The sequence below is a fragment of the Peribacillus sp. NPDC060253 genome (assembly GCF_042727425.1).
GTDB lineage: Bacteria > Bacillota > Bacilli > Bacillales > DSM-1321 > Peribacillus.
The window spans coordinates 1-22054 of record NZ_JBHXAS010000082.1; the positions used below are offsets into that span (position 1 = coordinate 1).

Annotated in this window: 22 protein-coding genes; 10 read left to right on the forward strand and 12 right to left on the reverse strand. The window is 35.7% G+C overall.

The features are described from left to right. Positions 1–435: 435 nt before the first annotated feature. Positions 436–1068 carry a YczE/YyaS/YitT family protein gene (locus tag ACFWE9_RS18920; RefSeq protein ID WP_377358189.1) on the forward strand — a complete coding sequence of 211 codons (633 nt, stop codon included), beginning with the start codon at positions 436–438 and terminating at the stop codon, positions 1066–1068. Between the two features lie 215 nt (positions 1069–1283). Here the strand turns inward: ACFWE9_RS18920 and ACFWE9_RS18925 are convergent, their stop codons facing one another. Then, the gene (locus ACFWE9_RS18925) at positions 1284–1925 is read right to left on the reverse strand and encodes an NAD(P)-dependent oxidoreductase (RefSeq protein ID WP_377358161.1); all 642 of its coding nucleotides are present in this window, start codon (positions 1923–1925) and stop codon (positions 1284–1286) included. A gap of 502 nt (positions 1926–2427) precedes the next feature. On the opposite strand from ACFWE9_RS18925, the gene ACFWE9_RS18930 reads away from it, so the two are divergent. The 3 genes from ACFWE9_RS18930 (at position 2428) to ACFWE9_RS18940 (ending at position 3974) form a co-directional block, all read left to right on the forward strand. After that, positions 2428–2856 (forward strand): MarR family winged helix-turn-helix transcriptional regulator, encoded by a 429-nt coding sequence (locus ACFWE9_RS18930; protein WP_230159572.1) that lies wholly within the window; start codon positions 2428–2430, stop codon positions 2854–2856. An 85-nt stretch (positions 2857–2941) separates the two neighbouring features. Continuing rightward, positions 2942–3583 carry a nitroreductase family protein gene (locus ACFWE9_RS18935; protein WP_230159571.1) on the forward strand — a complete coding sequence of 214 codons (642 nt, stop codon included), beginning with the start codon at positions 2942–2944 and terminating at the stop codon, positions 3581–3583. A 97-nt stretch (positions 3584–3680) separates the two neighbouring features. Next, positions 3681–3974 (forward strand): putative quinol monooxygenase, encoded by a 294-nt coding sequence (locus ACFWE9_RS18940; protein ID WP_230159570.1) that lies wholly within the window; start codon positions 3681–3683, stop codon positions 3972–3974. A 311-nt stretch (positions 3975–4285) separates the two neighbouring features. Here ACFWE9_RS18940 and ACFWE9_RS18945 read toward each other — a convergent pair whose 3' ends face one another. Next, positions 4286–5020 carry an alpha/beta fold hydrolase gene (locus ACFWE9_RS18945; RefSeq protein ID WP_377358165.1) on the reverse strand — a complete coding sequence of 245 codons (735 nt, stop codon included), beginning with the start codon at positions 5018–5020 and terminating at the stop codon, positions 4286–4288. Between the two features lie 274 nt (positions 5021–5294). Here ACFWE9_RS18945 and ACFWE9_RS18950 point away from each other — a divergent pair, with 274 nt between their 5' ends. Further along, entirely contained in the window at positions 5295–5483 is a 189-nt protein-coding gene (locus ACFWE9_RS18950) for a hypothetical protein (RefSeq protein ID WP_377358166.1), read from the forward strand. A gap of 1198 nt (positions 5484–6681) precedes the next feature. On the opposite strand, the gene ACFWE9_RS18955 is transcribed toward ACFWE9_RS18950, so the two are convergent. Further along, entirely contained in the window at positions 6682–7269 is a 588-nt protein-coding gene (locus tag ACFWE9_RS18955) for a LysE family transporter (protein ID WP_230159566.1), read from the reverse strand. A gap of 110 nt (positions 7270–7379) precedes the next feature. Here ACFWE9_RS18955 and ACFWE9_RS18960 point away from each other — a divergent pair, with 110 nt between their 5' ends. Then, positions 7380–7934 (forward strand): helix-turn-helix domain-containing protein, encoded by a 555-nt coding sequence (locus ACFWE9_RS18960; RefSeq protein ID WP_230159565.1) that lies wholly within the window; start codon positions 7380–7382, stop codon positions 7932–7934. Between the two features lie 811 nt (positions 7935–8745). On the opposite strand, the gene ACFWE9_RS18970 is transcribed toward ACFWE9_RS18960, so the two are convergent. After that, positions 8746–9300 carry a TetR/AcrR family transcriptional regulator gene (locus ACFWE9_RS18970; RefSeq protein WP_377358169.1) on the reverse strand — a complete coding sequence of 185 codons (555 nt, stop codon included), beginning with the start codon at positions 9298–9300 and terminating at the stop codon, positions 8746–8748. Between the two features lie 126 nt (positions 9301–9426). Here ACFWE9_RS18970 and ACFWE9_RS18975 point away from each other — a divergent pair, with 126 nt between their 5' ends. Beyond that, a complete protein-coding gene (locus tag ACFWE9_RS18975; protein WP_377358171.1) occupies positions 9427–10086 on the forward strand; it encodes an SDR family NAD(P)-dependent oxidoreductase in 660 nt (219 codons plus the stop codon). Positions 10087–10524: 438 nt separating this feature from the next. On the opposite strand, the gene ACFWE9_RS18980 is transcribed toward ACFWE9_RS18975, so the two are convergent. From ACFWE9_RS18980 to ACFWE9_RS18990, 3 genes are all read right to left on the reverse strand, one after another. Further along, a complete protein-coding gene (locus tag ACFWE9_RS18980) occupies positions 10525–10752 on the reverse strand; it encodes a hypothetical protein (protein ID WP_377358173.1) in 228 nt (75 codons plus the stop codon). A 461-nt stretch (positions 10753–11213) separates the two neighbouring features. Further along, positions 11214–11540 (reverse strand): hypothetical protein, encoded by a 327-nt coding sequence (locus ACFWE9_RS18985; protein ID WP_377358175.1) that lies wholly within the window; start codon positions 11538–11540, stop codon positions 11214–11216. Positions 11541–12481: 941 nt separating this feature from the next. Then, on the reverse strand, positions 12482–13852 hold the full coding sequence (locus ACFWE9_RS18990; RefSeq protein ID WP_377358177.1) for an amino acid permease: 1371 nt from the start codon (positions 13850–13852) through the stop codon (positions 12482–12484). Positions 13853–14263: 411 nt separating this feature from the next. On the opposite strand from ACFWE9_RS18990, the gene ACFWE9_RS18995 reads away from it, so the two are divergent. Further along, positions 14264–15100 carry a DUF2935 domain-containing protein gene (locus ACFWE9_RS18995; protein WP_377358179.1) on the forward strand — a complete coding sequence of 279 codons (837 nt, stop codon included), beginning with the start codon at positions 14264–14266 and terminating at the stop codon, positions 15098–15100. Positions 15101–15465: 365 nt separating this feature from the next. Here ACFWE9_RS18995 and ACFWE9_RS19000 read toward each other — a convergent pair whose 3' ends face one another. The 3 genes from ACFWE9_RS19000 to ACFWE9_RS19010 all read right to left on the reverse strand — a co-directional run bounded on the left by ACFWE9_RS19000 (position 15466) and on the right by ACFWE9_RS19010 (position 17252). Further along, positions 15466–15861 (reverse strand): cupin domain-containing protein, encoded by a 396-nt coding sequence (locus tag ACFWE9_RS19000; protein ID WP_377358181.1) that lies wholly within the window; start codon positions 15859–15861, stop codon positions 15466–15468. Positions 15862–16133: 272 nt separating this feature from the next. Then, positions 16134–16880 carry an SDR family oxidoreductase gene (locus tag ACFWE9_RS19005; RefSeq protein WP_377358183.1) on the reverse strand — a complete coding sequence of 249 codons (747 nt, stop codon included), beginning with the start codon at positions 16878–16880 and terminating at the stop codon, positions 16134–16136. 42 nt (positions 16881–16922) lie between these two features. After that, entirely contained in the window at positions 16923–17252 is a 330-nt protein-coding gene (locus ACFWE9_RS19010) for a carboxymuconolactone decarboxylase family protein (protein WP_377358186.1), read from the reverse strand. A gap of 223 nt (positions 17253–17475) precedes the next feature. Here ACFWE9_RS19010 and ACFWE9_RS19015 point away from each other — a divergent pair, with 223 nt between their 5' ends. Then, entirely contained in the window at positions 17476–18024 is a 549-nt protein-coding gene (locus ACFWE9_RS19015) for a TetR/AcrR family transcriptional regulator (protein WP_230159555.1), read from the forward strand. Between the two features lie 366 nt (positions 18025–18390). Here ACFWE9_RS19015 and ACFWE9_RS19020 read toward each other — a convergent pair whose 3' ends face one another. Together ACFWE9_RS19020 and pdxR are read right to left on the reverse strand one after the other, a co-directional pair. Further along, positions 18391–18732 carry a hypothetical protein gene (locus ACFWE9_RS19020; RefSeq protein WP_230159554.1) on the reverse strand — a complete coding sequence of 114 codons (342 nt, stop codon included), beginning with the start codon at positions 18730–18732 and terminating at the stop codon, positions 18391–18393. Positions 18733–19903: 1171 nt separating this feature from the next. Further along, the gene (pdxR, locus tag ACFWE9_RS19025; protein ID WP_230159553.1) at positions 19904–21280 is read right to left on the reverse strand and encodes a MocR-like pyridoxine biosynthesis transcription factor PdxR; all 1377 of its coding nucleotides are present in this window, start codon (positions 21278–21280) and stop codon (positions 19904–19906) included. Positions 21281–21404: 124 nt separating this feature from the next. Here pdxR and ACFWE9_RS19030 point away from each other — a divergent pair, with 124 nt between their 5' ends. Next, positions 21405–22031, forward strand: coding sequence for an FMN-binding negative transcriptional regulator (locus tag ACFWE9_RS19030; protein WP_230159552.1), 627 nt, complete (start codon positions 21405–21407; stop codon positions 22029–22031). Positions 22032–22054 lie beyond the last annotated feature (23 nt).

Consider the following 22054-nt stretch of genomic DNA (forward strand, 5'->3'; position numbering starts at 1 on the left):
CCTTTATAATATATCATAATATTCAAAATTTTACTTTGATAAAAAACTGTTTAACAGAACACCTAAATAATACGAACATTGTGCCGTTTTTCTCTTTGACAAATTAAGTTGCAAGTATGGAAAGCATCTTAAGATATTGATACTACTAGTTCTTTCCCAAATCTAGACGATCGTCCCTTCTGGCTCTTTATTAAACAGCAATTTGTCTTTATTAACCCTTCATATTTTTTCGTTGATGCCCACAAGGCTAAAAAGTTGCCATCGTGGAAAAAGAACGTATTACTAGCTCGTATATCATATTCCTATAAGAAACATGAGGTATGATGAATCACTTGTAAAGCATCGCCCTTCCAGGCGTTTTAATTCCTTTATCTTGCAGCTTTGAGCCCAGATAAACACTAAATTACATATACAATATGAGAGGTGAATACAATGATGGTTTTACTCCGCTACCTTTTTTTATTTTCTGGCCTGATTTTCTTTGGTTTGGGAACCGCGATGGCTGTTGAGGTAAAATACCTCGGTTTACACCCATGGGATGTTTTGAATGTTGCATTGTATGATCAACATGGTTTAACAATAGGAACTTGGGGCATAATATGCGGTCTGATTCTCATGGCGGTTTCTTTTGTGGCAGACCGTCGATATATTAATATCGGCACGGTTTTGAACGCCATGTTAATTGGTCCCATTATGGACTTTTTCTTGTGGTCTGATATTCTCCCCAATGCTTCACATACATGGACGGACTATTTGATCCTGTTAGCTGGAATTGTTATTACTGGAATGGGTGGAGGTTTATATATAGCAGCTGGGCTTGGAGCCGGTCCCAGAGATGGTTTTATGCTTTCACTCTCCGATAGGACACGGTTATCGGTTAGTCAGGCTAGGATCATCGTAGAAAGCCTAGTTCTCATTGCAGGTTATTTCTTGGGAGGACCTGTTTTTGTCATGACCTTTATCTATACGTTTATTCAAAGCCCAGTTTTTCAATATTCTTTAGCTTTTTTCAGAAAACTTCTGCAATCAGCTGAACGCAAACACAAAGGTTCTCAAGTTATTACATGAATACCTATTCCATTTTGCTGCCTTTCGCAAAGATAAAGTATCGCTAAAGTAAAGATAACGATAAATGTAACATATACAGTAAGCAACCCTATTGTAGACATAGGGTTTATAAAACTCGTAAATCAATCATCGAAAGTGGTTCTCCTCCCTCTAGCTTAGCGTTTATCTGTATAAAATGAAAGAGCTGTGATGCATACAGATCACAGCTCTTTCATTTATTCTGCTTCTCCGACAATGGTAAATCTTCCATTAACATGTTGTGGCTTTTCAATTTCATCCAATACCGCGATGGCATAGTCTGCATAGCTAATATAACTTTGCCCTTTACTATTTAAGATGACATGATCCTTTCCTACTTGATAAGAACCCGTCCTTTTTCCTTCTGGGTCAAAGAAACCAGCAGGGCTGATATAAGTCCATGTTATCGAATCTGCACTTTGTAATTCCTCAAGTTGTTTCGCCGCATTGGACGCAGTTGGATAAACAAAATCCGGGAAATCAGGTGTGTCCATAAGTTTTGTTGTTTTTTCTTCATCAACAAAGAGACTTCCCGCACCTCCCACTACGATTAATTTTGTATCTGGAGCTTCTTTAAGAGCTGAAACCAAGACTTTTCCAGATTCAACATATAGATGTTCCTCGCCATCCGGTGCTTTAAATGTGTTTACAACAACGTCAAATGATCTAAGGTCTGATGCAGAAAGAGAAAAAATATCTTTCTCAAGAACGTTAACATTTGTATCTGTGATTTTTGAAGCATTTCTCACTATTGCTGTTACATCATAACCTCTATCAATTGCCTCTTTCGTAATAAGTCTTCCGACTTTACCACTTGCACCAATGATTCCAATTATCACAATTAATTCCTCCAAATGATTTTTTTTAGATATGTTTAAGCATATTCTTATTTTATTTCAGTAGCTAAATATTTGTAAGTAGTCATTTTTTTATAACATAGTCACAAAAACAGAACCAATAGGAAAGAATGGGATTTACATGGCTAATAATCATTATCCTGTGCCATTTGTAAAAGACAAAACAATTTAATGAGCTTGAAAGATTCGAACTGAACAGTTAAAGGAATTATAAAAAGGTTAAATGAAAAACATAAAAGTATATGAATAAGTGCAGCTGAAATTTTCACTCATACGGAGAGTAGGAGGAAATATGCAAGAGTATAATGAACACATAGGATGATCTAGTAATGGAGTTTGACTGTATTTATAATGGGATACAGTTGTAGGCAAAAATATTGCACCACATAAATGCTTGCTATATTATTTGGTCTGTAGTATATTAATTGACGCATCAACTATTGAGCCATCAACTATTTTTCACTAACCGAAAAGAGGGTGTTTCTTGACGAATTCATGTTCGAATGAATCTCTTATTTTATATAAAATGAACTGCCTTAACAAACAGATAAGTTCAAAATTCGAAAGTTGTATGGGCATCAGTCAATCAAGACATGATATCTTATATCAGCTTTATCAAGCTGATGAAATGAGTCAAACAGCTCTTCAAAAAGAGGTCAACATTGACGGTGCAGCGATTACACGGCATTTAAAACAACTTGAAGCTACTGGGATGATTGTAAGACGCAAAGATCCGGAGGATAATCGATTTACACTTGTCTGTCTTTCAGATCATGGCCGCAAACAAATTTTTTCCTACCAAGCCGAAAAAGCTCGTTTTGTCACTTTGATGCTTAAAGATTTTAACGAAGAAGAACGTCAAGAGTTAACAGATATGCTGACACGCATACAAAAAAACATAAGCCAAGTTTAATGCTCGCTTCATTACCATTTGAAATAAGCATAACTAAAAATAAAACCACTAAAGATAAATAAGATAAAAAGAGGAGAATTCAACTATGACTGCAACAGTACAATTAACAAATGATTTCAAAGAAATTGTCACAGGACGCCGGTCCATAAAAAATTATGATCAATCCGTAAAAATCAGTAGAGAAGAAATGGAGGAAATACTTACCTTAGCAACACTAGCTCCTTCTTCAATCAATATGCAACCATGGCGCTTTCTTGTAATTGAAAGTCCTGAGGCAAAAGCAACACTTGCGCCTCTTGCTCGCTTCAACCAAAATCAGGTCGAAACGTCTTCCGCCGTAATTGCTGTATTTGGTGATTTGAAAAATTTTGATAACGCTGAAGAAATCTACGGTAAAGCTGTAGAGCTAGGGTATATGCCTTTAGATGTAAAAGAAGGAATATTAGCCTCATTTGCTGGATATTTCGAAAACATCACTAATGAACAGATGAAAGACGTCGTTCTAGTTGATGGCGGTCTTGTATCCATGCAACTTATGCTTGCTGCACGTGCTTATGGCTATGATACGAATGCTATTGGCGGCTATGAAAAAGACAAAATTGCAGAAGCTTTTGGATTAGAAAAAGAGCGCTACGTACCAGTCATGCTAATTTCAATCGGTAAAGCAGCTGATAATGGTCATCAATCTGTTCGTCTTCCAATTAATAAAGTCGCTCAATGGAAGTAATTTATTAATAAATCCATTCACTATATTTACAAGTATGTTATTTTTACTTTCTTTAAATAATTAATTTGATGCTTAGCAAAAGAGAGGATGACGTTTAATGATTATCATTCATGCCGTATTCAATATTAACCCAGCAAAACAAGATGCATTTCTAGAGGAGATTCAACCACTAATTGAAGCTTCAAGAGCGGAAAGCGGAAATGTTTCTTACAACCTACACAAGGCTACAGAGAAAGACAATCAATTTACAATGGTTGAAATTTGGCAAGATAAACAAGCGGTAGCAAGCCATAATTCAAGTGAGCACTTCACCTCGTTTGTTGGAAAAGCTAAAGAATTCCTCACTGCGCCATTAGATGTTAAAGCATTTGATGGACAACCTTTAAGCTAATAAGATAAAAACTATATCGAATTCTTACAAGGGTTGTAGCTCAAGCTGTAACCCTTGTTTATTTAATCCCGATTAAAAGTGTCTTTTCTTATTAGACAATTACCAGTAATAAAGCTCCCGGCTTTGGATAAACACTACAAACCAAAATAGACGCCTTCTTACTTAAGAAGGTCGCCCAGTTGTTCATAATCAAGTTTCTGAAACTATTATTGATTGAGTTTACGATTTTCAGCCTTTATAGCTGACTTTTCCTGCCTCAACCAATTCCTTTAGTCCCATGTTTTTCTCTCAAGGCTCATGTAGAATCTTACTTACTCCCCATTTCCATGAAGCCACTTTTTTGTGACGACAATCATTTCTTCTTGTTGTTCCTTAGCTGAAATAGTCGCTTCATTATCTCCTTTTTGCTTTCCGTATAGGCCAAATTGGGCGTGGTTTCCCCCCGCTATCTTATGCATGTTTGCCTCTTTAGAAAATAAATGCTTTGTCTCCTCGAACTTCTCTACTTTAGATAATCCATCATATTCTGCATATAACGATAGCATAGGAACTTTCGTTTTCGAAAAGTCATTAGAGTCACTCGGGTAAGAACCGAGGAAGATAATTCCTTCCACTTCTCTTGGATTCTCATACGCATATGCGGCCGCAGCTACTCCTCCTAACGAGTGTCCGCCAACGTACCACTTCTCCACAGATGGATATGCATTTTTAACTTTTTCAGCTCTGTTTTTATCAAACAAAGCGAAGTTGAACCTCACCTCTGGAATAACTACTGTATATCCATCTTTCGCTAATTCTTTTGCATAATAGCTGTATGCCTCCGGCTCTACCTTAGCACCTGGATACAGGACAATGCCCACTTTCTTGCTTTTGGTTGGTTGGAATGTGACAAACCCATTTTCCTTTTTTATATTCCCCTTTCCAACAAACGAATACAATTCATCGGATGGTTTATATGTTTGCTCCGACCAAATGTAAAAGCCGCCGAACGCGATAACCATTAATCCAATGATACTAATGAGACCGTATTTAATAGCCTTCTTCATCCTATACCTCCATTCCTAAAATTTATCACTTGGTGTACGATGACTAAAACAAAATTGATAGTAGTCCTGTTTTTTCGCCTTTCCGAAAGTTCTATTTCTGTATGGATAAAACAAACTAACATTTCCTTCCCAATATTTTTGAATGTTTTTGTCATTTTCCTCCCTTTTGCTGACGAATATGTCATCTCTACTTAGAATGAGCACATTAGTCACGAATGACTATTTATATATGATCATAACAAGAATCAAGGCACCTAGAAAGAGCGTAATAATAATGCTGGAAACAGATACAAGCGGTGCCAGCTCCAAAAAGAAAAAGAAAGATTCTAAAACGCCTATTAGCCTGATAGCAGTCGTAATTGTGCTCGATCCAAACTATGTGATACATGCGATACAGACCAGTAAGTTTCCAGATAAATCAATATGTGAAATGACCCATTGGACACCTAGTAAGCAGATTTGATGACTGACATTGATACTCCTTCCTGTCTCATTTACAGTTATTTCTTGTGACTTGTTTTGATGTATTTTATAATGATAAAAACATAATTGGGGGGATATATTTGGATACTATTCTCTATTTTTGTTATTCATTCATTTACATTATTCTTTTTATAATGGGAATGATGTTCATTCGGCAGGATCGTAGTTTTTTATCGTCTTCAAACTTTCTCCTCTTAATTACTTTCGGGCTCATCGTGGATAACTTAATCATTGCCTCTGGAAAGTTTATAGGTAATGGCCCTTTGTTAGAAATGTTAAATGCATCTCGTTTCTGGAGTCATGGTTTTATCACTCCCACATTGATCTTGTTTGGATGGGGAATGGCAAAGAGGGTACATATTCCTTTTTCAGAAAAAATCATATCATTCTATTTTTTCTTTTTTCTTACGGTGGGACTTATCATCTATGAATTCATTGTCAATATGCATAAGACATTTGTACCCGTCTACAAGTATGGCGTTTTAAGATATGTTAGTGAGGAATCTTCTGGTCCCCCTCTTATGGTGGTTATTGTAACCTTTACCCTTTTGATAATCAGCCTCAACATTTATGTGAGAACACGTTGGATTTGGATGCTTTTAGGAGTCCTTGTCATGATTGTTGGAAGTGCTATCCCCATCCCACTAGAAAGTTCGGCTGTTACGAATGCATTTGAGTTAATTTTTCTATGTTTACTATGGCTTACAAACTACAAGCTAGATCCCACTTCCCACAAAAAGAAAATTCCCTAGAGATACAAGGAAAAAGCGTAAAATAAAAGTCGAGACTCATTAACGTAATGGAAGCAATCAAAAAGAAGCCTCTAGTTGAACCAAAGGCTTCTTTTCGTCGCGTTTCTTCTATTATATTTATTTATTGATCTTATACGCTCAAAAATAATTCAGAGATAGTATCTCATAACAAGTCCTTTATCCATAATTAGATTTCACTAATATCTGCTAAAGTTAGTTACCTTCTCTCCGTAGCCTTTACTTATCATTGGTCAACAAAGATATAAGGAAATGGTTCTTATTGTCTTTCTTATATCCGATATACGGGCTGTCACAGCAACCCTGTAATTGGACAGTATCCAATCTCGTATTATTTAAAGATTGTTGGGGCAATAGGGATACATACCAAGTATTAAAGAAAAGCACTAGGTTAACAAAACACCTATTTTATTCTACAAGAATCGAAATGGCACTATACACCAATAACAAAGCCATAATTATATTAAACTGACTTCTATACTTTTTTAGGAACCTTTGAAACAGCGAACCAAATACACTCCAACTCATGGTACTAAGAAAGCCAACGAAAGCTAGAAATATAGAGAAACACAGTAAACTGATATTTGAAGTGTGATAAGGAATGATAAAGGTTGATACTGCTGTTATCCCATATAAAATACCTTTCGGATTTACGAATTGTAAAAGCATTCCTGAAAGAAAACGGTTATTTTTATCTCCATCTTCACCTTTATCCTTATTTTTACTACTCATTATAATTTTTGTAGCCAGATATAGCATATAGATTGCAGCTAGGATTGTCATAAAAAATTCAATTTTAGGAATGAAATTTTTAAGCAAAAGATTAAAATAACTGGACAATAACATGATTACAAAGAAACCAGCACCAACTCCTAAACAGAATTTAAGTGTCTTTTTAAACCCGTATTTGTTAGCAAAAAGCATTGCCATAATATTATTGGGACCAGGGGTAAAACTCGTGACAAAAACATATAGCAAAAACGTGAATAATGGCATGTTGAACCCTCTTTCTTTAATGTATGTTATAATGCCTATAAAGAACAGTATAACGACTTACTTTTTATTGTACAATACGATCGTTATATTGTATATATGGGAGTGTATTTATGGAGGAAATAAATCTTATCCTTGCAAAAAACTTAAAAGCCTTTAGAGAAAGTAAAAAATTGAGCCTTGAAAGGGTTGCAGAGTTGAGTGGCGTAAGTAAAACGATGATTGGTCAAATTGAAAGAGGAGAGTCGAGCCCCACTATTACAACGATCTGGAAAATTGCAAATGGCTTGAAAATTTCTTTTTCTTCCCTTATAAATAATCCGCAGCCAGATACAAAAGTTGTTCACAGAAGTGATATTCAAACATTATCTGAGGACAACGGGAAATATCGGGTCTATCCCTATTTTCCCTTCGAAGATGATAAACGATTTGAAGTTTATTCGATCGAGATAGACGAAGGTGGATTTCTAAGCGCGGATCCGCACAGAGAGGGAACTGAAGAATTCTTAACTGTTTTTGAAGGGGAACTAACTGTACGAGTAAAAGACAAGGAATACACAATACAAAAAGGTGATTCTATCCGATTCAAGGCAGACAAGCCCCACTCTTATCTCAATTCAGGGGAAACATTAACTCGATTGAGCATGATCTTATATTATCCAAATTAAAAAACCCCGTTTTAAGTTAACAGGGTCAGATTGTAGACAAACTCGATAATAAATGAGTCTGTCTACAGTTTTTTTTAGGTTTTAAAATTTGACCGTTGCCTCCAGGCATTCGCTTTCCGTTGGCGATCCGCCCTCGGAGCTCTTTGCGCCTGCAGGGTCTCCCTTGTAGTAGAGGTGATTATCATATTAGGGGGGCTTGCCAGGGTGATATGGAAAATCAACATTTGTTTCGTTGAAATTTATCTATTACAGAAGAAATTGAAGTGCCAATACTTTAACTGATAGAATAATATATTTTAAAAACCTATCAATCAATTAAACAAACAGAACCTAATCGTTTCTTTATAAACTATTTAGAAATGGATACTAAAGAGGCCCACCATTCAAGATGTACGATCTTAAATAGTGGGCCTCTAGTTGCCACATATACTAAATAATTGTCATAGATTTTGTATGAATTATATTCAATGATTTATCGGCTCTTTCGCATAACGGTTTTCTGGAAAAGGAAGTCCTTGGTTGCCACTCAATGTATCCGCTTCGTATTCCGTTCTAAGTAGTCCTCGTTTACTTGAGAATTGGTACGACAAAGTCGACAAAATCATTCAAAGTTATATGATCTATTACAACCATTATCGAGGACAGTGGAACCTAAAAAAGATGCCGCCTGCAAAATATAGACAGCATCTCCTTCAAGTTGCCTAGCTTTTTTTAAAATGTCCTTTACAAAGGTTACACTTTATACGTTAAGGAATCGACCTTTGGTGTTTGGCTTGTTTTAATCTAGCCCCGTTTATTTAGGTGAAGCTATTTACATACTCTTATACTTATTTAACAATAGCGCAGATACCTCTTTAATAATTTTCTTTTGAGATAAATTCGTTTTCTCCACTACCAATAGCTCTGCAGCATCATATAAAATCCTCGAATATAACAATATATTAAATTCATGTATTTCACTTACATCACTTTTTTGAAACAATGATTCTAAATGTTTTTTTAAAGCATTAAGCATTTTCACTCTTAATAATGGGAATAAATTTTGATAGCTATATGGACAGCTATTTTTTACTTGCTGTAAGTATTCAAAAATGGCTTGGAATAAACACTCAATTCCCTTTTCATTCCATATATTCACTTCTTTTGTATGTTTTTTAAGTATATTAGTTGCTGAATCCTTTATCATTTCATCAAATAATTGATATTTATCTTCAAAATGAGCATAGAAGGTGGCTCGATTTATATTTGCTTGTTCAGTAATATTTTTTATTGTTACTTTTTCAATTTCTTTTTCCCTTAAAAGTTCCGTAAATGCCTTCACAATCGTTTTCCGTGTAGGTGTACTACGGATATTTTGAACTTTCATTTACTATTTCTCCATATCACAACAAACTGTTATTTTTGTTGGTTGTTCCATCATATTTGCTGTTTTACAATGACTTTAAAGCAACATATGTTGCTTTAATTTTAATGAATAAGGTGGTAATAATCAATGAAAACAATTGCGATTATCGGTGCTGGCCCTGGTTTAGGTCTAGCAATCGCTAAGAAATTTGGTTCTGAACAATTTAACGTGGCACTTATCGCTCGTAACAAAGAAAAGTTATCAGCTATGGTTAAAGAATTAAAAGGCTTAAATATTGAGGCTAAATATTATTTAGCAGACTTACGAAATTTAGAACAATTAAAGCAAGCGTTAGAAGCTGCAAAAACAGATTTTCATAATATTGATGTACTAGAATTCAGTCCATATTCTGGACCTGAATCATTTATTCCCACATTAGACGTAACTGCGGAAAATGTGACAGAACAAATTAATTATTACTTATTGCCTGCAATTGAAGCCGTCCAAAGCGTATTTCCAAGTATGCAACAAAAAAGTGCTGGTGCGATTCTTTTCACCACAGGAATTACTTCCATGCATCCAATTCCTCAACTTGGTAACGCAGGAATTGTCATGTCTGGAATTCGCAACTACGCAACCAACTTGCACAACATTCTAAAAGAGCAGGGAATTTATGTTGGTCATTTATCAATTGCAACACTTATTGAGCCAGGTACAGAAGGCGACCCTGACCTTATCGCAGATGTATGGTATAACCAATACGCTACTCAACCATACTTTGAAGCAGTTTATCCAGCCATAAAATGATCCTAGCTTTTACCTTCAATAATAAATAGCAATTAATAAAAAGAATCTCCAAGAGGGACCAAAATTGTTTGGTCCCTCTCAGACTGAAGACAAACTCGATAGAAATCGAGTTTGTCTTCAGTTTTTTTATGGCTTTTACAATTTGTCCGTTGATTGGAACGTAGGGCACTTGCTTTCCGCGGGCGGTCTCCGGGAGCCTCCTCGGCTTGCGCCTGCGGGGTCTCCCGGAGACGCGCTTTTCTAAGCAGGAGTCTCGCACACCCGCTCCAATCAACTTGGTTATAAATTTAGATAGAACCTCTTTTGCCTTCAGTCTTTTATCTTCTTTGATTTTTCAATCACTTTTTCCTACCTCATTATCTTTTATCATCAATATAAACTAAGCTAAATTCTTCTTCGATCAAGAAAATGACTTCAAAAAAGATCAAGTACATATGACTAGATTCTCTTTTTAATATCTTCCCTTATTGATTCAAGGATAGTACCTGATAAATTTGCTGGAAGAGTTGAACCATCCTCAAAAACCCATGTATTTATTATTTCAAGATCTGCTTTTTTTAAAGTAACGCTATAATCTTTATAATTGTGAGTAAAATCAGCTGTAACCGTTTCTTCACCATCAAAATCGTCATCAATAATCATATTTTTTATTTCATATGGCTTCACGATGTAATCTCCTTTTTATCATTCTTGTATATAGAATGGACCTTATATGATTGTTTATTCACTTTTTTCACTCAGCCTGCCCAAATCAAAAAACGAAGGGTTTTTTTCTTACTATAGGACATAACTAATACTCCCCCACCAAAATTACGGTTTAATCAATTTAAGATCTATACTTATCCTGAAACTATTCCGGTACTGCTGTCTCTTTTTATCAGTTTAGCCGCAACTTCTAATGACCAATAGTTATCCTATTATTTCAATAATTCTTTATCGTGCTACCAAATGAATGATTCATTCCATTAGATTTCAACGGCTTCCATCCTTATCACCCTTTCCTATTACAACATACTTAACGTGGCTAATCTTAAACAAGCTTAGTGCTATGCATTTACCTTTTGTTTGTGGCTAAGCCATGGCAGTAAAAAGCAAGCTAGAAGTACCACTAAATGTTGCCGATGCCTCTATAAAATTTTCGCGGATGCTTTATCTTTAAATATGCCGAATTCAACTTTTGCAGGAAACATATCAACTCCCTCTAATTTCAATCCCATTAGATTGGCAACCCATCCGTATAAATTATGAGGTAAACGATATGCCACAACTTCTCCACTTGATTCTTTAATAGTGATGATAGGTTCTCTTTGTCCTCCCAAATAACCTAGACAAAGAACCTGATGGATGACCCCTTTTGATTTTTCGTTTAGTAATACTGGAACTTTAAGAATTTCGTGTTTATTGGTGTCATTAAAAATTTTAGCACCTGCTTTATTTACTAGAAAATCTCCCATTCTTATTCCTTCTTTCTGTTCTATACCTTTGATAACGGATTATTTTATTACTTCCTTATATTATTGGTAAGGGCTTCCCAAAGGGTTTCCTTTTGTTGATATCAGCTTGGTCCTTCATATTTTTCATCATTCTTGAATCGCAACATTTTAAGAACCGCATGAAAAGAGAGTCAATCTAATGGGTCATTCTTAAAACCACTGTTTACCGGTAGTCCTATTGAGATTCTCATGATTTATCTTTTATAACAGCCTATTAAAGATTCTTACTGATTCATATTACCCTTTCTAGTTAAAAAATAACGATTTAATTAACCAATTACCTTCATTGTGAATTTAAGAATATTCTGCACCATTTAATCATTAAAGCTAAAAATCCCCTCTGATTAGTCGAATGCCAAACTCCCCCGAAACAGGTGTAAAGCACTTGGTATAAAAATCTATATTTTCTTCCTCTATCAGCTACCATTCCAGGCTACTATCCCTGCTTTTGATACTCGATCTGAACCAAAATGCCTTTCATTTATTCAAAGCTATTGGTTTATTATTTTCGTCTTTATTCTTGCCCAGAAATTACAACGCACAAACAAATGCAGGGTAATCTGTCTTAATTTCGTGATTTTTCTTGAAATACAAATAAAGCTGCTATCACAGCTCTTTATAGAACCATTGCACCAAGTTGGTTAGAAAATCGAACCACCTTCATCAGCCACGGCCTATTGTGGAAGATGATAAAATCCACCTTTTATTCCTAAAGATTTAGTCAAATAGAAGTTTTATTGCAAGTGAGCAGTGCTACTCACTGCAAGCGGGAATATGAACAGCACACCAATTTTTGGAGGGGGGAATGAAGAATTAAAAAAAGCTTGTTGAGAAATACTACTTTCTCAACAAGCAGAGGCGATAACCTCATTTAATGTCACCTATCTTATCTTGCTTTTGTTTTAATTGATTTTTCCAGATGAATCTTTCTTTTTTAATCTAAATCCTACATAAAGAACACCAAACCATATTGGTGCGACAACTAAGGCCACCCGCATGCCGTCAATAAATGCCATTAATACAATTACAAGTGCTAAGAAAGTGAGCGCTATATAAGTAGAAAACGGATGTAGCGGCATTTTAAACTTAAGTTTTTTCACTTCATCATTGGTCTTGGACTGTCTGAACTTTAATTGTGTAATCAAAATAATTGTCCAGCTAGTTATGACCGCAACCGTTGCAACCGCAGAAATATAGATAAATACTTTTTCGGGAACAATATAGTTTAAAAAGACCGCAACTAATAGGAAAGAAGATGAAAACAAAATGCCTCTTATCGGAGCACCATGTTTGCTTAGCTTCCTAAAGTATCTTGGGCCATTATTTTGCAGAGATAAGTTGTAAAGCATTCTCCCCGTACTGAACAGTCCGCTGTTAAATGCTGACAATGCTGCTGTCAAAACAACAAAATTAATAATATGGGCTGCTCCTGGAATACCAACTTGATCAAAAATAAGAACAAATGGGCTTCCTTCTGAGCCAACTTTATTCCAAGGGTATAAGACCATCATAATGCCTAGCGCACCAATGTAAAAAATCAGAATTCGCCAAACTACGTTATTAATGGCAGAAGGAATCGACTTTTTAGGATTTTCAGCTTCCCCTGCTGTAATTCCGATCAATTCTACCCCACCGAAGGAAAACATTACCATAACTAATGAAAATAATATGCCTTTAACTCCATTTGGCATAAATCCGCCATGAGCCCATAGATTTTCAAATCCTATTGGCTGTCCTTCGTTCCCGATACCAAAGAGTATGATTCCTAATCCTGCAAGAATCATCCCGATAATCGCGATAACTTTAATCATCGCAAACCAGAATTCAAACTCCCCAAACGCTTTTACGTTAATCAGGTTAATCAAGGTAATGCCAATAAGAACCACAAGTGCCGTAACCCACTGAGGGATATCTGGAAACCAATAGTTCACATAAACACCAGCAACCGTAATTTCAGCCATTCCGACCACTACCCACATAAACCAATAGGTCCATCCGGTTAAGTAACCTGCGAAAGAGCCCAGATAACGATTCGCGTAGGAACTAAAGGAACCTGAGACTGGCTCTTCAACGGCCATTTCCCCCAAAGCCCTCATGATTGTAAAAATAACCAATCCTCCAACTATATATGAAAGAAGAATTGCAGGCCCCGCCATCTGAATCGTTTCACTAGACCCGTAGAAAAGGCCAACTCCAATTGCCCCGCCAAGAGCAATTAATTGGATGTGTCTATTACTTAAACCTCTTTGAAGCTTTTCACCCTCTTGATGCATGAATAAACCGCCTTCTTCCAAAAAAAAATATTCCTTTAATATTAAACCATTATTGTTTCTATTTCCACATGTTTGAAAATTCACATAATTCTTTTATTAAATATTTTTTCAGTAATATCCATCCTTAGGAAACTTAACCAAGATCTCACGGGTATCTTCTTTTCGGGGGTCTAGATGATCTATATTAAATTTTCCCCTTTTGGTTTTTCCCTTCATCTACATCTTGCATCCGATTATGTAGTGCTTCTACGGTGGATAAATGTTTCATTACGGTGATTGTAGGTTAGGCTCAAGTGTTGGATAAATGACCTTAATAATTACAGGCTATATTTAATATGTAACATAGCAGTATACTATTGACCCCTTGTTAATAAGATTTTAAAGATGGTTTTGAAATAAGGGGGATTTTTTATGAGTGAGAATACACAGGAATTTAATATGAGAAATACATCTGGAATGTTTGTAGCACGCTCGTTGGATGAAATTCGTTTTTGGTCAAGAATAATGAAGGAGCATTCGTTATTTCTAAGACTGGGTTTCAGGTGTGAGGATACACAGCTAATTGAAGAAGCTAATCAGTTTTATCATGTATTTGAACGGATAGAACAGCAATCTCATTCTTTTACAAATCAAACTGACCCAGAACAGATTAGAAGATTTAATTCGGAAGTTCAACAAGCCGCAACGGGGATTTTTATATTTAAAAGGAAAGTATTAGGATTGATCCTTACTTGTAAATTGCCTGGGGCAAACAATTTCCCACTTTTAGTCGATCATACAAGCCGGGAAGCCAATTATTTTAGAAAACGATTAAAAGAATTAAATGAAGGAAAATTGAAACCTCTTGCAGATGCTATTATCAAAGAAAATGTTTTCTTTTTAAGAATAATGGCAGACCACGCAAAATTTATCGGACATCTCCTCGATCCATCGGAAAGAAAGCTTGTAGATATGGCGCGGAACTTCAGCAATGATTTTGATCAATTAGTCTTTCAGGCTGTAGACTTAGAGTCCATGAAACCACAATCTCAAACAGCCCCTCTTTTGGATCAATTTTTAGATCAGAATCGTGTGTCTGTTGTATCGCTTCGGGACTTTAAGAAAACCGCCAGGGATTTAATCGAGGAATGCAAAATCAAGAGCATTATCCATCCACTATTGGCAGATCACGTTTTCCGTGAAGCCGAACGTTTCCTTGAAATCATCGATATGTTTGAAACCCATCTTACCGGTGAAAACTACAATTAATTGAGTAAGTATTAATAAAAATGCAATAATCATAGTTCTCTTAACCTAGATCAAAATTGGCCCTTCTCAATTAGAGAAGGGCTTTTATATATTTGAAGAAATGCTCTCTCTTCTTACCCATCTATTCTTTACACGTTAGAATCCTCTAAAACTGGTTCCTTGGCAATTCCCTAATTGAAGCAATGTTTTCTCTTTTAACTAAGTAATTCAGGTTTACCTAGAACATATAAGAATATCTAATGCTGCGTGAGTGTCGATTATTTCATTCTGTTCAAATTACCCAAGTTCTTCACTTGAATGATTAAGTACTTCCACTTTTATAAAGGAATAACGCATCAAGTCAATTGACTCGCTGCATCGTTCCTTTATAATTTATTAAACGTTTCATCATCGACAGGTTCTAACCATTCCGTTTCTCCCGGTGTCATTGCTAAGTGTACAAACCAACTGTCTTTTGTTGCACCATGCCAATGTTTTACATTCGGCGGAATATTCACAACGTCCCCCGTTTTGAGTAATTTAGCTGGTTTTCCTTCCACTTGATACCAACCCTCACCTCCAGTAATTAACAAAACTTGCCCAATTTTATGTGAGTGCCAGTTATTGCGAGCACCAGGAGCAAAGGTTACATTCCCGATTGAAGTATTGAGTGGTGTTTCATCTGTAAACACCATTTGTAAGTATGCATCCCCGATAAAGTTTGCTTCAACTTTTTCTCCCAATGGAAAGATTGTGCTATTGCTTAATTCTTCATATGCCATATATAAAACCTACTTTCTTTTAATTTTTATAGATTGCGATGTTAAATGCAAACCAAGCTTTGAGCTAACCTGTCTAGAACGAAAGATGAGTGATGATTACAGCAGTTTCATCTTTTGTTAAACCTTTTGCCTTCTCTGAATGAGGTGTAGAGTGTTCAAAATTTCTTCCAGCAAGACTTTCCCAATGACATCACATATATTGGCCAATACTTTTGTATTTAGGACGATGTTCTCGCTCGTGTGCAATTCATTCTCCAAAAACTGATCACCTATTAAGCCTGTTGTTTTGTAGGTCGAATAATCATTTCATTAATGGCAACATCTGCAGGTTCTTCAATCGCGAAAGCAATCGCACGTGCAATACTTTCTGGTTCAATTGCGCCTTTGTACAATTCATCGTAGGCCTGTTTTATCTCTACATCCGTGATACCCTCTGTCAATTCCGTGCTCACTGCTCCTGGAGAGATATTTGTTGTACGGATATTTGTACCACTAATTGCTTCTTCTTGACGTAAACCTTCAGTGATTGCTCTCACTGCATGTTTGGTACCACAATATACTGATCCACCAGCAAAGACATGATGCGCAGCAATGGAAGAAAGATTAATGATGTGTCCAGACTTCTGTTCCCGCATGGTAGGTAGAACGGCAGCAATACCATAAAGAACTCCTTTAATATTCACATCGATCATCATATTCCATTCTTCGATTTTTTTCTTGAACATAAATGATTGTGGCATGACTCCTGCATTATTAACTAGTACATCGATTTTACCAAACTCTTTAAGAGCGTACTCGGCTAACTCTTCCAATTGCTCATGGGCAGTCACATCCGTCACTTTATAGATAGCTTGTCCGCCATTCTTTTGAAGTTCTTCTTGCAATTTCAACAATCGGTCTTCACGACGAGCCGCTAATACTAGCTTCGCACCTTTAGATGAAAGTTCTTTTGCAGCAGCTTCTCCAATACCACTAGAAGCACCCGTAATAATGACAACTTTATCTTTAATATTAGACATACAAAACATCCTTTCTTTATAACTACTTTTTAAACATTATTTTTACTTTTCTTCCGAAAACAATTCTTTAGCCACCGTTATGGCTGACATCGCTTTTGGCCAACCAGCATAAAAAGCAAGATGGGTAATGACTTCAATAAGTTCTTCTTCAGTAAGGCCATTTACTTTTGCTTTATTGAAATGAAATCCTAGTTGTTCTGTATTTCCACCAGTTATTAAAGAAGATACAGTTATTAAACTACGTTCACGAGGAGAAAGCTCCTTACGCTCCCATACATCCGCAAATAAAACATCATCGTTTAATTGTACAAGTTTGGGAGCAAACTCTCCGATCATTTTCTGTGCAGGAGTAAGGTCGTTTGGATTTGACATTTTATCCCTTCTTTCTTTTTTCAATTCACTATTCTCTTATGCTGAGGTGGATAAATATAATGCCCCGATAGTAAATACATATTGATGCGATATCGCACATCTGTGTATAATATAAAATGAAAACTTGATGTCTGCAATAATCAAATGATCACAATTTGTGCCTTATTGCTCAATTTTAATAAAATTGTGTAATTATTTTTATGAAAGTTTGGTGACTCTCACAATGTCTAGGGTGGATAGAAGAATACTCAAATCTCAAGAAGCCATAAAAAAAGCTTTTATTGAACTAATGTCTGAAAAAAATTTCGATCAAATTACGATACAGGATATATCTGACAGGGCGAATGTTGGCCGAAGAACCATTTATCATCACTACATGGATAAGTTTGATCTACTGGATAAACTCATTGAAGAACATATTAACGAACTAAGAAAACTCTGCCAATCCGCGTCCGAAATGGATTTTAAAGATGGGAATATTATTTGGTTTGAATACTTTGAAAGTAATTATTTATTCTTTTCGACGATGTTAAAGAGTAAAGGAGCTTCCGCTTTTCGGAGTCAGTTCCTGGAATTTGTCATTGAAGAATTAAAGAGCGATGTAAATATATCAGAAGGAACAAATCAAGGATTAAGTAAAGATGTTATTCTTACATTCTTTGGATCAGCTGTCGTAGGTGTAGTGGAATCTTATTTCACGAAAGGTATACCTGATCCACCTCAAGTCGTGGCAGAACAAATGGGAATTTTGTTAGACAGGAATCTATTGTAACTTCTTTAAAAAAGCATCCTCAATTAGTGAGGAACAAATGAAACGTCATTCACCATTCAATTTTAGTGAGAATGTGCAGAACTGTACTTAAACTATTAATTAGTGATGACAGAAGAGCACATATTAATATGTGCTCTCCCCCAGACTGTAGACAAACTCGATGAAAATCGAGTTAGCCTACAGTTTTTTTATGGATTTTACAATGTAAACGTTGATTGGAACGTAGGGCACTCGCTTTCCGCTGGCGGTCCGCCCTCTTCTTGCGCCTAAAGGGTTCTCCCCTAGACGCGCTTTTCCCGCAGGAGTCTCGTACCTTCAGATAGAACTCCTAATGCCTACAGCCTGATCAAGTCTATCGATAATTGGTTAAATACATATATTTTTAAGTTTTTCTTTATCTGATACACGAATCCAAGGTAAATCTTGATTATCATCATTAATACCTGGTGTGATAACGCGGCTATATAAAAGGTCATATATGCAATCATTTATTAAACGAATATCTTCTTCAGTTATTTTTCGGTTATATGGTATAGTTGCAGCACTTAAATGTTCGGTTACCCCTCTAATAAACCCACGCTGTTTCAAAGAACTTCTAATCACTTCTCTAATAGCCCCTAGACTAGTTAAAGGGAATACTCCCAGGTGTTGAACAATCATTTTTAAAATATCCTCTTTTGATAAATCCATTTCAATATTATTCCGCAATTATACAACCCCCTTTTGTCAAAATATTCTCCAAACAAGGGGTTTATACCTTCTTTATTTATGAAAGAAGCTAAAGGGATAACGTATTAATGAAGTAAAATATCAAAACGGATAACGAATTAGCCCTTCTCTTTTGAGAAGGGTTTTTTTTATTAATCCTCCACTATCATAAAATCAAAAATCTTTACAGATGAATTAGCTTTAGCTTTCAATGCTGTTTTCGCAATCTTTGTTGTTTTTTAACACAGGCTTAAAAAACATACCCTATAATTATTTTAGAAGAATGAAAAGGAACATTTTATCATTGCTGTATTAAGAGAGGATGGTAATTATGTATATTAGCTATAGGAATTATCAAGACGGAACCAATAATTTGGTTGTTGTAGAAAGCGATGGAGTAATTACTAAAAGCCTAAAAGGTAAAGAAACAGCAATAAAAACTCACAAGAGAAAATTAACACGATTGAGGGCTAAACATAAGTGAATAATATTATGAAATTACCGTTAATCTATAGACCTGGTTAAGTAAATCCAAAAGTCCTAACTCTTGAAATCACCTTTTTTATCCAAAGACAAAGTGGTTACATCTGTGTAATCGCCTTTGTCTATCTCTTCTTTAGAAGCATCTCTTTTCAATTCATCTTCTGTATTAATTCCTTCTACAATTGTAGGTTCAACAAATGAGCGATTTTCTTATTTCATTTGCACACCCCTATTGCCCAGGCATTATTCAATCGATTCTCCATCACCTTCTATGTCCAAAAGAAAAAGCACTCAGATGCAAATATAACTATTTTTAACCTCCAAATGAACGTAGCTGTTTTTACTTTGCATTTATTGCACATGGTAAAGCCAGTAATCAGCCGACCTATAAGGGCCACTTCACCGTCCTGCAATTGAAATATTCTATTGCATTAATGCCCTTATTTCTTTCTATACTGTTTATTACTGTAATAATCGGGATTGTTTGAATATGGGTATGGTCTTAAAAAAAGCACTGCGAACAGCCTTTAAAAATATTACTGTTTGCAGTGCATCTTTTTGTTCGATTAACTAAAAACGAGACCTTCACTATATCAACATCAAATTTCACTTCAATCTGCTGTTATTCCAAAGTTTTTGTGATGAACAAGTACTTTTCTTTGAAATCAACTAACGGACGGAGTGCTTTTTATGACCAAGCCTCTTTTAAAAGCTTCACGCCTAACTGGATTTCATCGCAAGTAAGATTACTAAAACCAAATTTAAGAACTGTTTCATCAGAATGATTTTTAATGAAGTAAATGGAGGTAGGATACACTTTAACACCCAAAAAGGAAGCACGTTCAATTAGCCATTCTTCTGAACGATTCAAACGTATCTTAACTAATAAGTACAAACCAGACTGCTCCCCAATAATGGATATATTTTGTTTGAAGTACTTTTTTAATTCGGAAACAATGCACTGCATTTTTCGCTTATATACAAGACGCATACGTTTAATATGGCGATTCCATTCTCCTTCTTCCATAAATTTAGCCATTGTAAGCTGGCTAAGAAGAGAAGTGGTACTCTCGAAATGAAGAAATTGATCTTTATAACGGTTTATAAGTAGCTCTGGCAGCACCATATAACTTAGACGTAGTCCTGGAAGAAAGGACTTTGAGAAATTCCCTAGGTAAATAACTCTTGTTGAATCAATGGAAGAAAGTGCTGGAAATGGTTGTTGCGTATAGCGAAATTCACTATCATAATCGTCTTCGATAATATATCCTTGCATCTTGTTAGCCCAATGAATAAGCATTTGCCTTTGTTGAATGGACATACTCACTCCAATTGGACTTTGATGGGAGGGTGTTACATAGATTAACCGTGACTTCATTTGTTCTAATTTTGAAAGGTCAGCACCTGTTTCATAAACTGGTAATGTTTCCAGCGTAAATTGATGGAATTGAAAAGCTTCCCTAGCTCCATCATACCCTGGGTCCTCTACGACAATGCTTGGGAAATCACCCTTCAGGATTTGTCCAAGATGAATCAACATTTGTTGGGTACTACTGCCGATGATAATCGAATTTGCATCTGTTTTCACCCCACGAGATTGGAGTAAATATGTCGCGATTTGTTCACGCAAGCATACCTCACCAAAGGGTTCCCCATATTGAAAGCTCTCCTGTAATGTTAACACTTGATTTGCTATTCTCCTCCAAATTTTCAAGGGGAAATGGGTTTGATCTACGGCTCCTGCTTGGAAATCAATCAGGACCGGTGTCACCGACTTTGTTTGTTTATGACGTGGGACTAAAGCATCTTGAAATAAAAGTGGCTCTAAAGCATTTGCAAAATACCCTTTTCGACCTTCTCCACGTATATAGCCTTCAGCTACAAGCTGCTCATATGCCATTAATGTCGTATTGCGGCTTACTTGAAGGGAGTCGGCAAGGTGGCGAATGGAGGGCAATGGATCACCTGCTGGTATGTCACCTCGCTCTATAAATAATTTAAACTGCTCGTAAATTTGTTTGTATTTGGGAGAGTCATCCTTAAACGCAAAAATGGTATTTTTCATTTACAATCACCTTTGACATGTCTATTTTTATATAATTGTACCTTTTTAGATGTCAATTTACATCGTAGAATATCTTATATAAGCGATGAATGAAAGAAAAAACAAGTAAATAGGAGGAAACATGATGCATATTCCTAAACATTTTCAACTCAATGATGAAGAAATGATTTATGATTTTATCGAAAAGAACAGCTTTGCCACTTTATTTTCTCAGCACAATGGAGAACCGTACGCTACCCATCTTCCACTCACATTAAATAAAGATGAAGACGCTTTATATGGTCATTTTGCTCGCCCAAATGAACAATGGAAGGATATAGAAAACCAACAAGTTCTTTTGGTTTTTCAAGGCCCTCACTGTTATATATCTCCGAGTTGGTATGAAACAACAATGGCAGTTCCTACCTGGAATTATGTGTCTATCCATGTATATGGAAAGATCGAGATTGTTGAAGATCCAAAAGTAATATTCGTTTCATTAAATGACATGGTAAACAAATATGAAGGTCAAGATAGCCTATACACTTTAAATGATGTAGATTCCAATTTTATCGAGGGGATGAGTAAAGGGATTGTAGCATTCAAAATAATAATCACAAAAATTGAAGCGAAAGCTAAATTAAGTCAAAATCATCCTGTGGAACGTCAAGAATTAATTATCAAGCATCTAGAAAACACTTCTAATCAAGATAATCTACAAGTATCCCATCTAATGAAAAAAAACTTAAAAAATATAAATAAAAGGATTTAACTTTGTCATGATGGGTGCGTTGG

Excerpts from the sequence above, each read along its gene's own strand:
- ACFWE9_RS18945 (WP_377358165.1), bottom strand. The coding sequence starts at position 5,020 with ATGAAGAAGGCTATTAAATACGGTCTCATTAGTATCATTGGATTAATG.
- ACFWE9_RS18940 (WP_230159570.1), top strand. The coding sequence starts at position 3,681 with ATGATTATCATTCATGCCGTATTCAATATTAACCCAGCAAAACAAGAT.
- ACFWE9_RS19015 (WP_230159555.1), top strand. The coding sequence starts at position 17,476 with ATGTCTAGGGTGGATAGAAGAATACTCAAATCTCAAGAAGCCATAAAA.
- ACFWE9_RS19030 (WP_230159552.1), top strand. The coding sequence starts at position 21,405 with ATGCATATTCCTAAACATTTTCAACTCAATGATGAAGAAATGATTTAT.
- ACFWE9_RS18995 (WP_377358179.1), top strand. The coding sequence starts at position 14,264 with ATGAGTGAGAATACACAGGAATTTAATATGAGAAATACATCTGGAATG.
- ACFWE9_RS18935 (WP_230159571.1), top strand. The coding sequence starts at position 2,942 with ATGACTGCAACAGTACAATTAACAAATGATTTCAAAGAAATTGTCACA.
- ACFWE9_RS19010 (WP_377358186.1), bottom strand. The coding sequence starts at position 17,252 with ATGTCAAATCCAAACGACCTTACTCCTGCACAGAAAATGATCGGAGAG.
- ACFWE9_RS18960 (WP_230159565.1), top strand. The coding sequence starts at position 7,380 with ATGGAGGAAATAAATCTTATCCTTGCAAAAAACTTAAAAGCCTTTAGA.
- ACFWE9_RS18970 (WP_377358169.1), bottom strand. The coding sequence starts at position 9,300 with ATGAAAGTTCAAAATATCCGTAGTACACCTACACGGAAAACGATTGTG.
- ACFWE9_RS18990 (WP_377358177.1), bottom strand. The coding sequence starts at position 13,852 with ATGCATCAAGAGGGTGAAAAGCTTCAAAGAGGTTTAAGTAATAGACAC.
- ACFWE9_RS19005 (WP_377358183.1), bottom strand. The coding sequence starts at position 16,880 with ATGTCTAATATTAAAGATAAAGTTGTCATTATTACGGGTGCTTCTAGT.
- ACFWE9_RS18920 (WP_377358189.1), top strand. The coding sequence starts at position 436 with ATGGTTTTACTCCGCTACCTTTTTTTATTTTCTGGCCTGATTTTCTTT.
- ACFWE9_RS18950 (WP_377358166.1), top strand. The coding sequence starts at position 5,295 with ATGCTGGAAACAGATACAAGCGGTGCCAGCTCCAAAAAGAAAAAGAAA.
- pdxR (WP_230159553.1), bottom strand. The coding sequence starts at position 21,280 with ATGAAAAATACCATTTTTGCGTTTAAGGATGACTCTCCCAAATACAAA.
- ACFWE9_RS18955 (WP_230159566.1), bottom strand. The coding sequence starts at position 7,269 with ATGCCATTATTCACGTTTTTGCTATATGTTTTTGTCACGAGTTTTACC.
- ACFWE9_RS19000 (WP_377358181.1), bottom strand. The coding sequence starts at position 15,861 with ATGGCATATGAAGAATTAAGCAATAGCACAATCTTTCCATTGGGAGAA.
- ACFWE9_RS18985 (WP_377358175.1), bottom strand. The coding sequence starts at position 11,540 with ATGGGAGATTTTCTAGTAAATAAAGCAGGTGCTAAAATTTTTAATGAC.
- ACFWE9_RS18975 (WP_377358171.1), top strand. The coding sequence starts at position 9,427 with ATGAAAACAATTGCGATTATCGGTGCTGGCCCTGGTTTAGGTCTAGCA.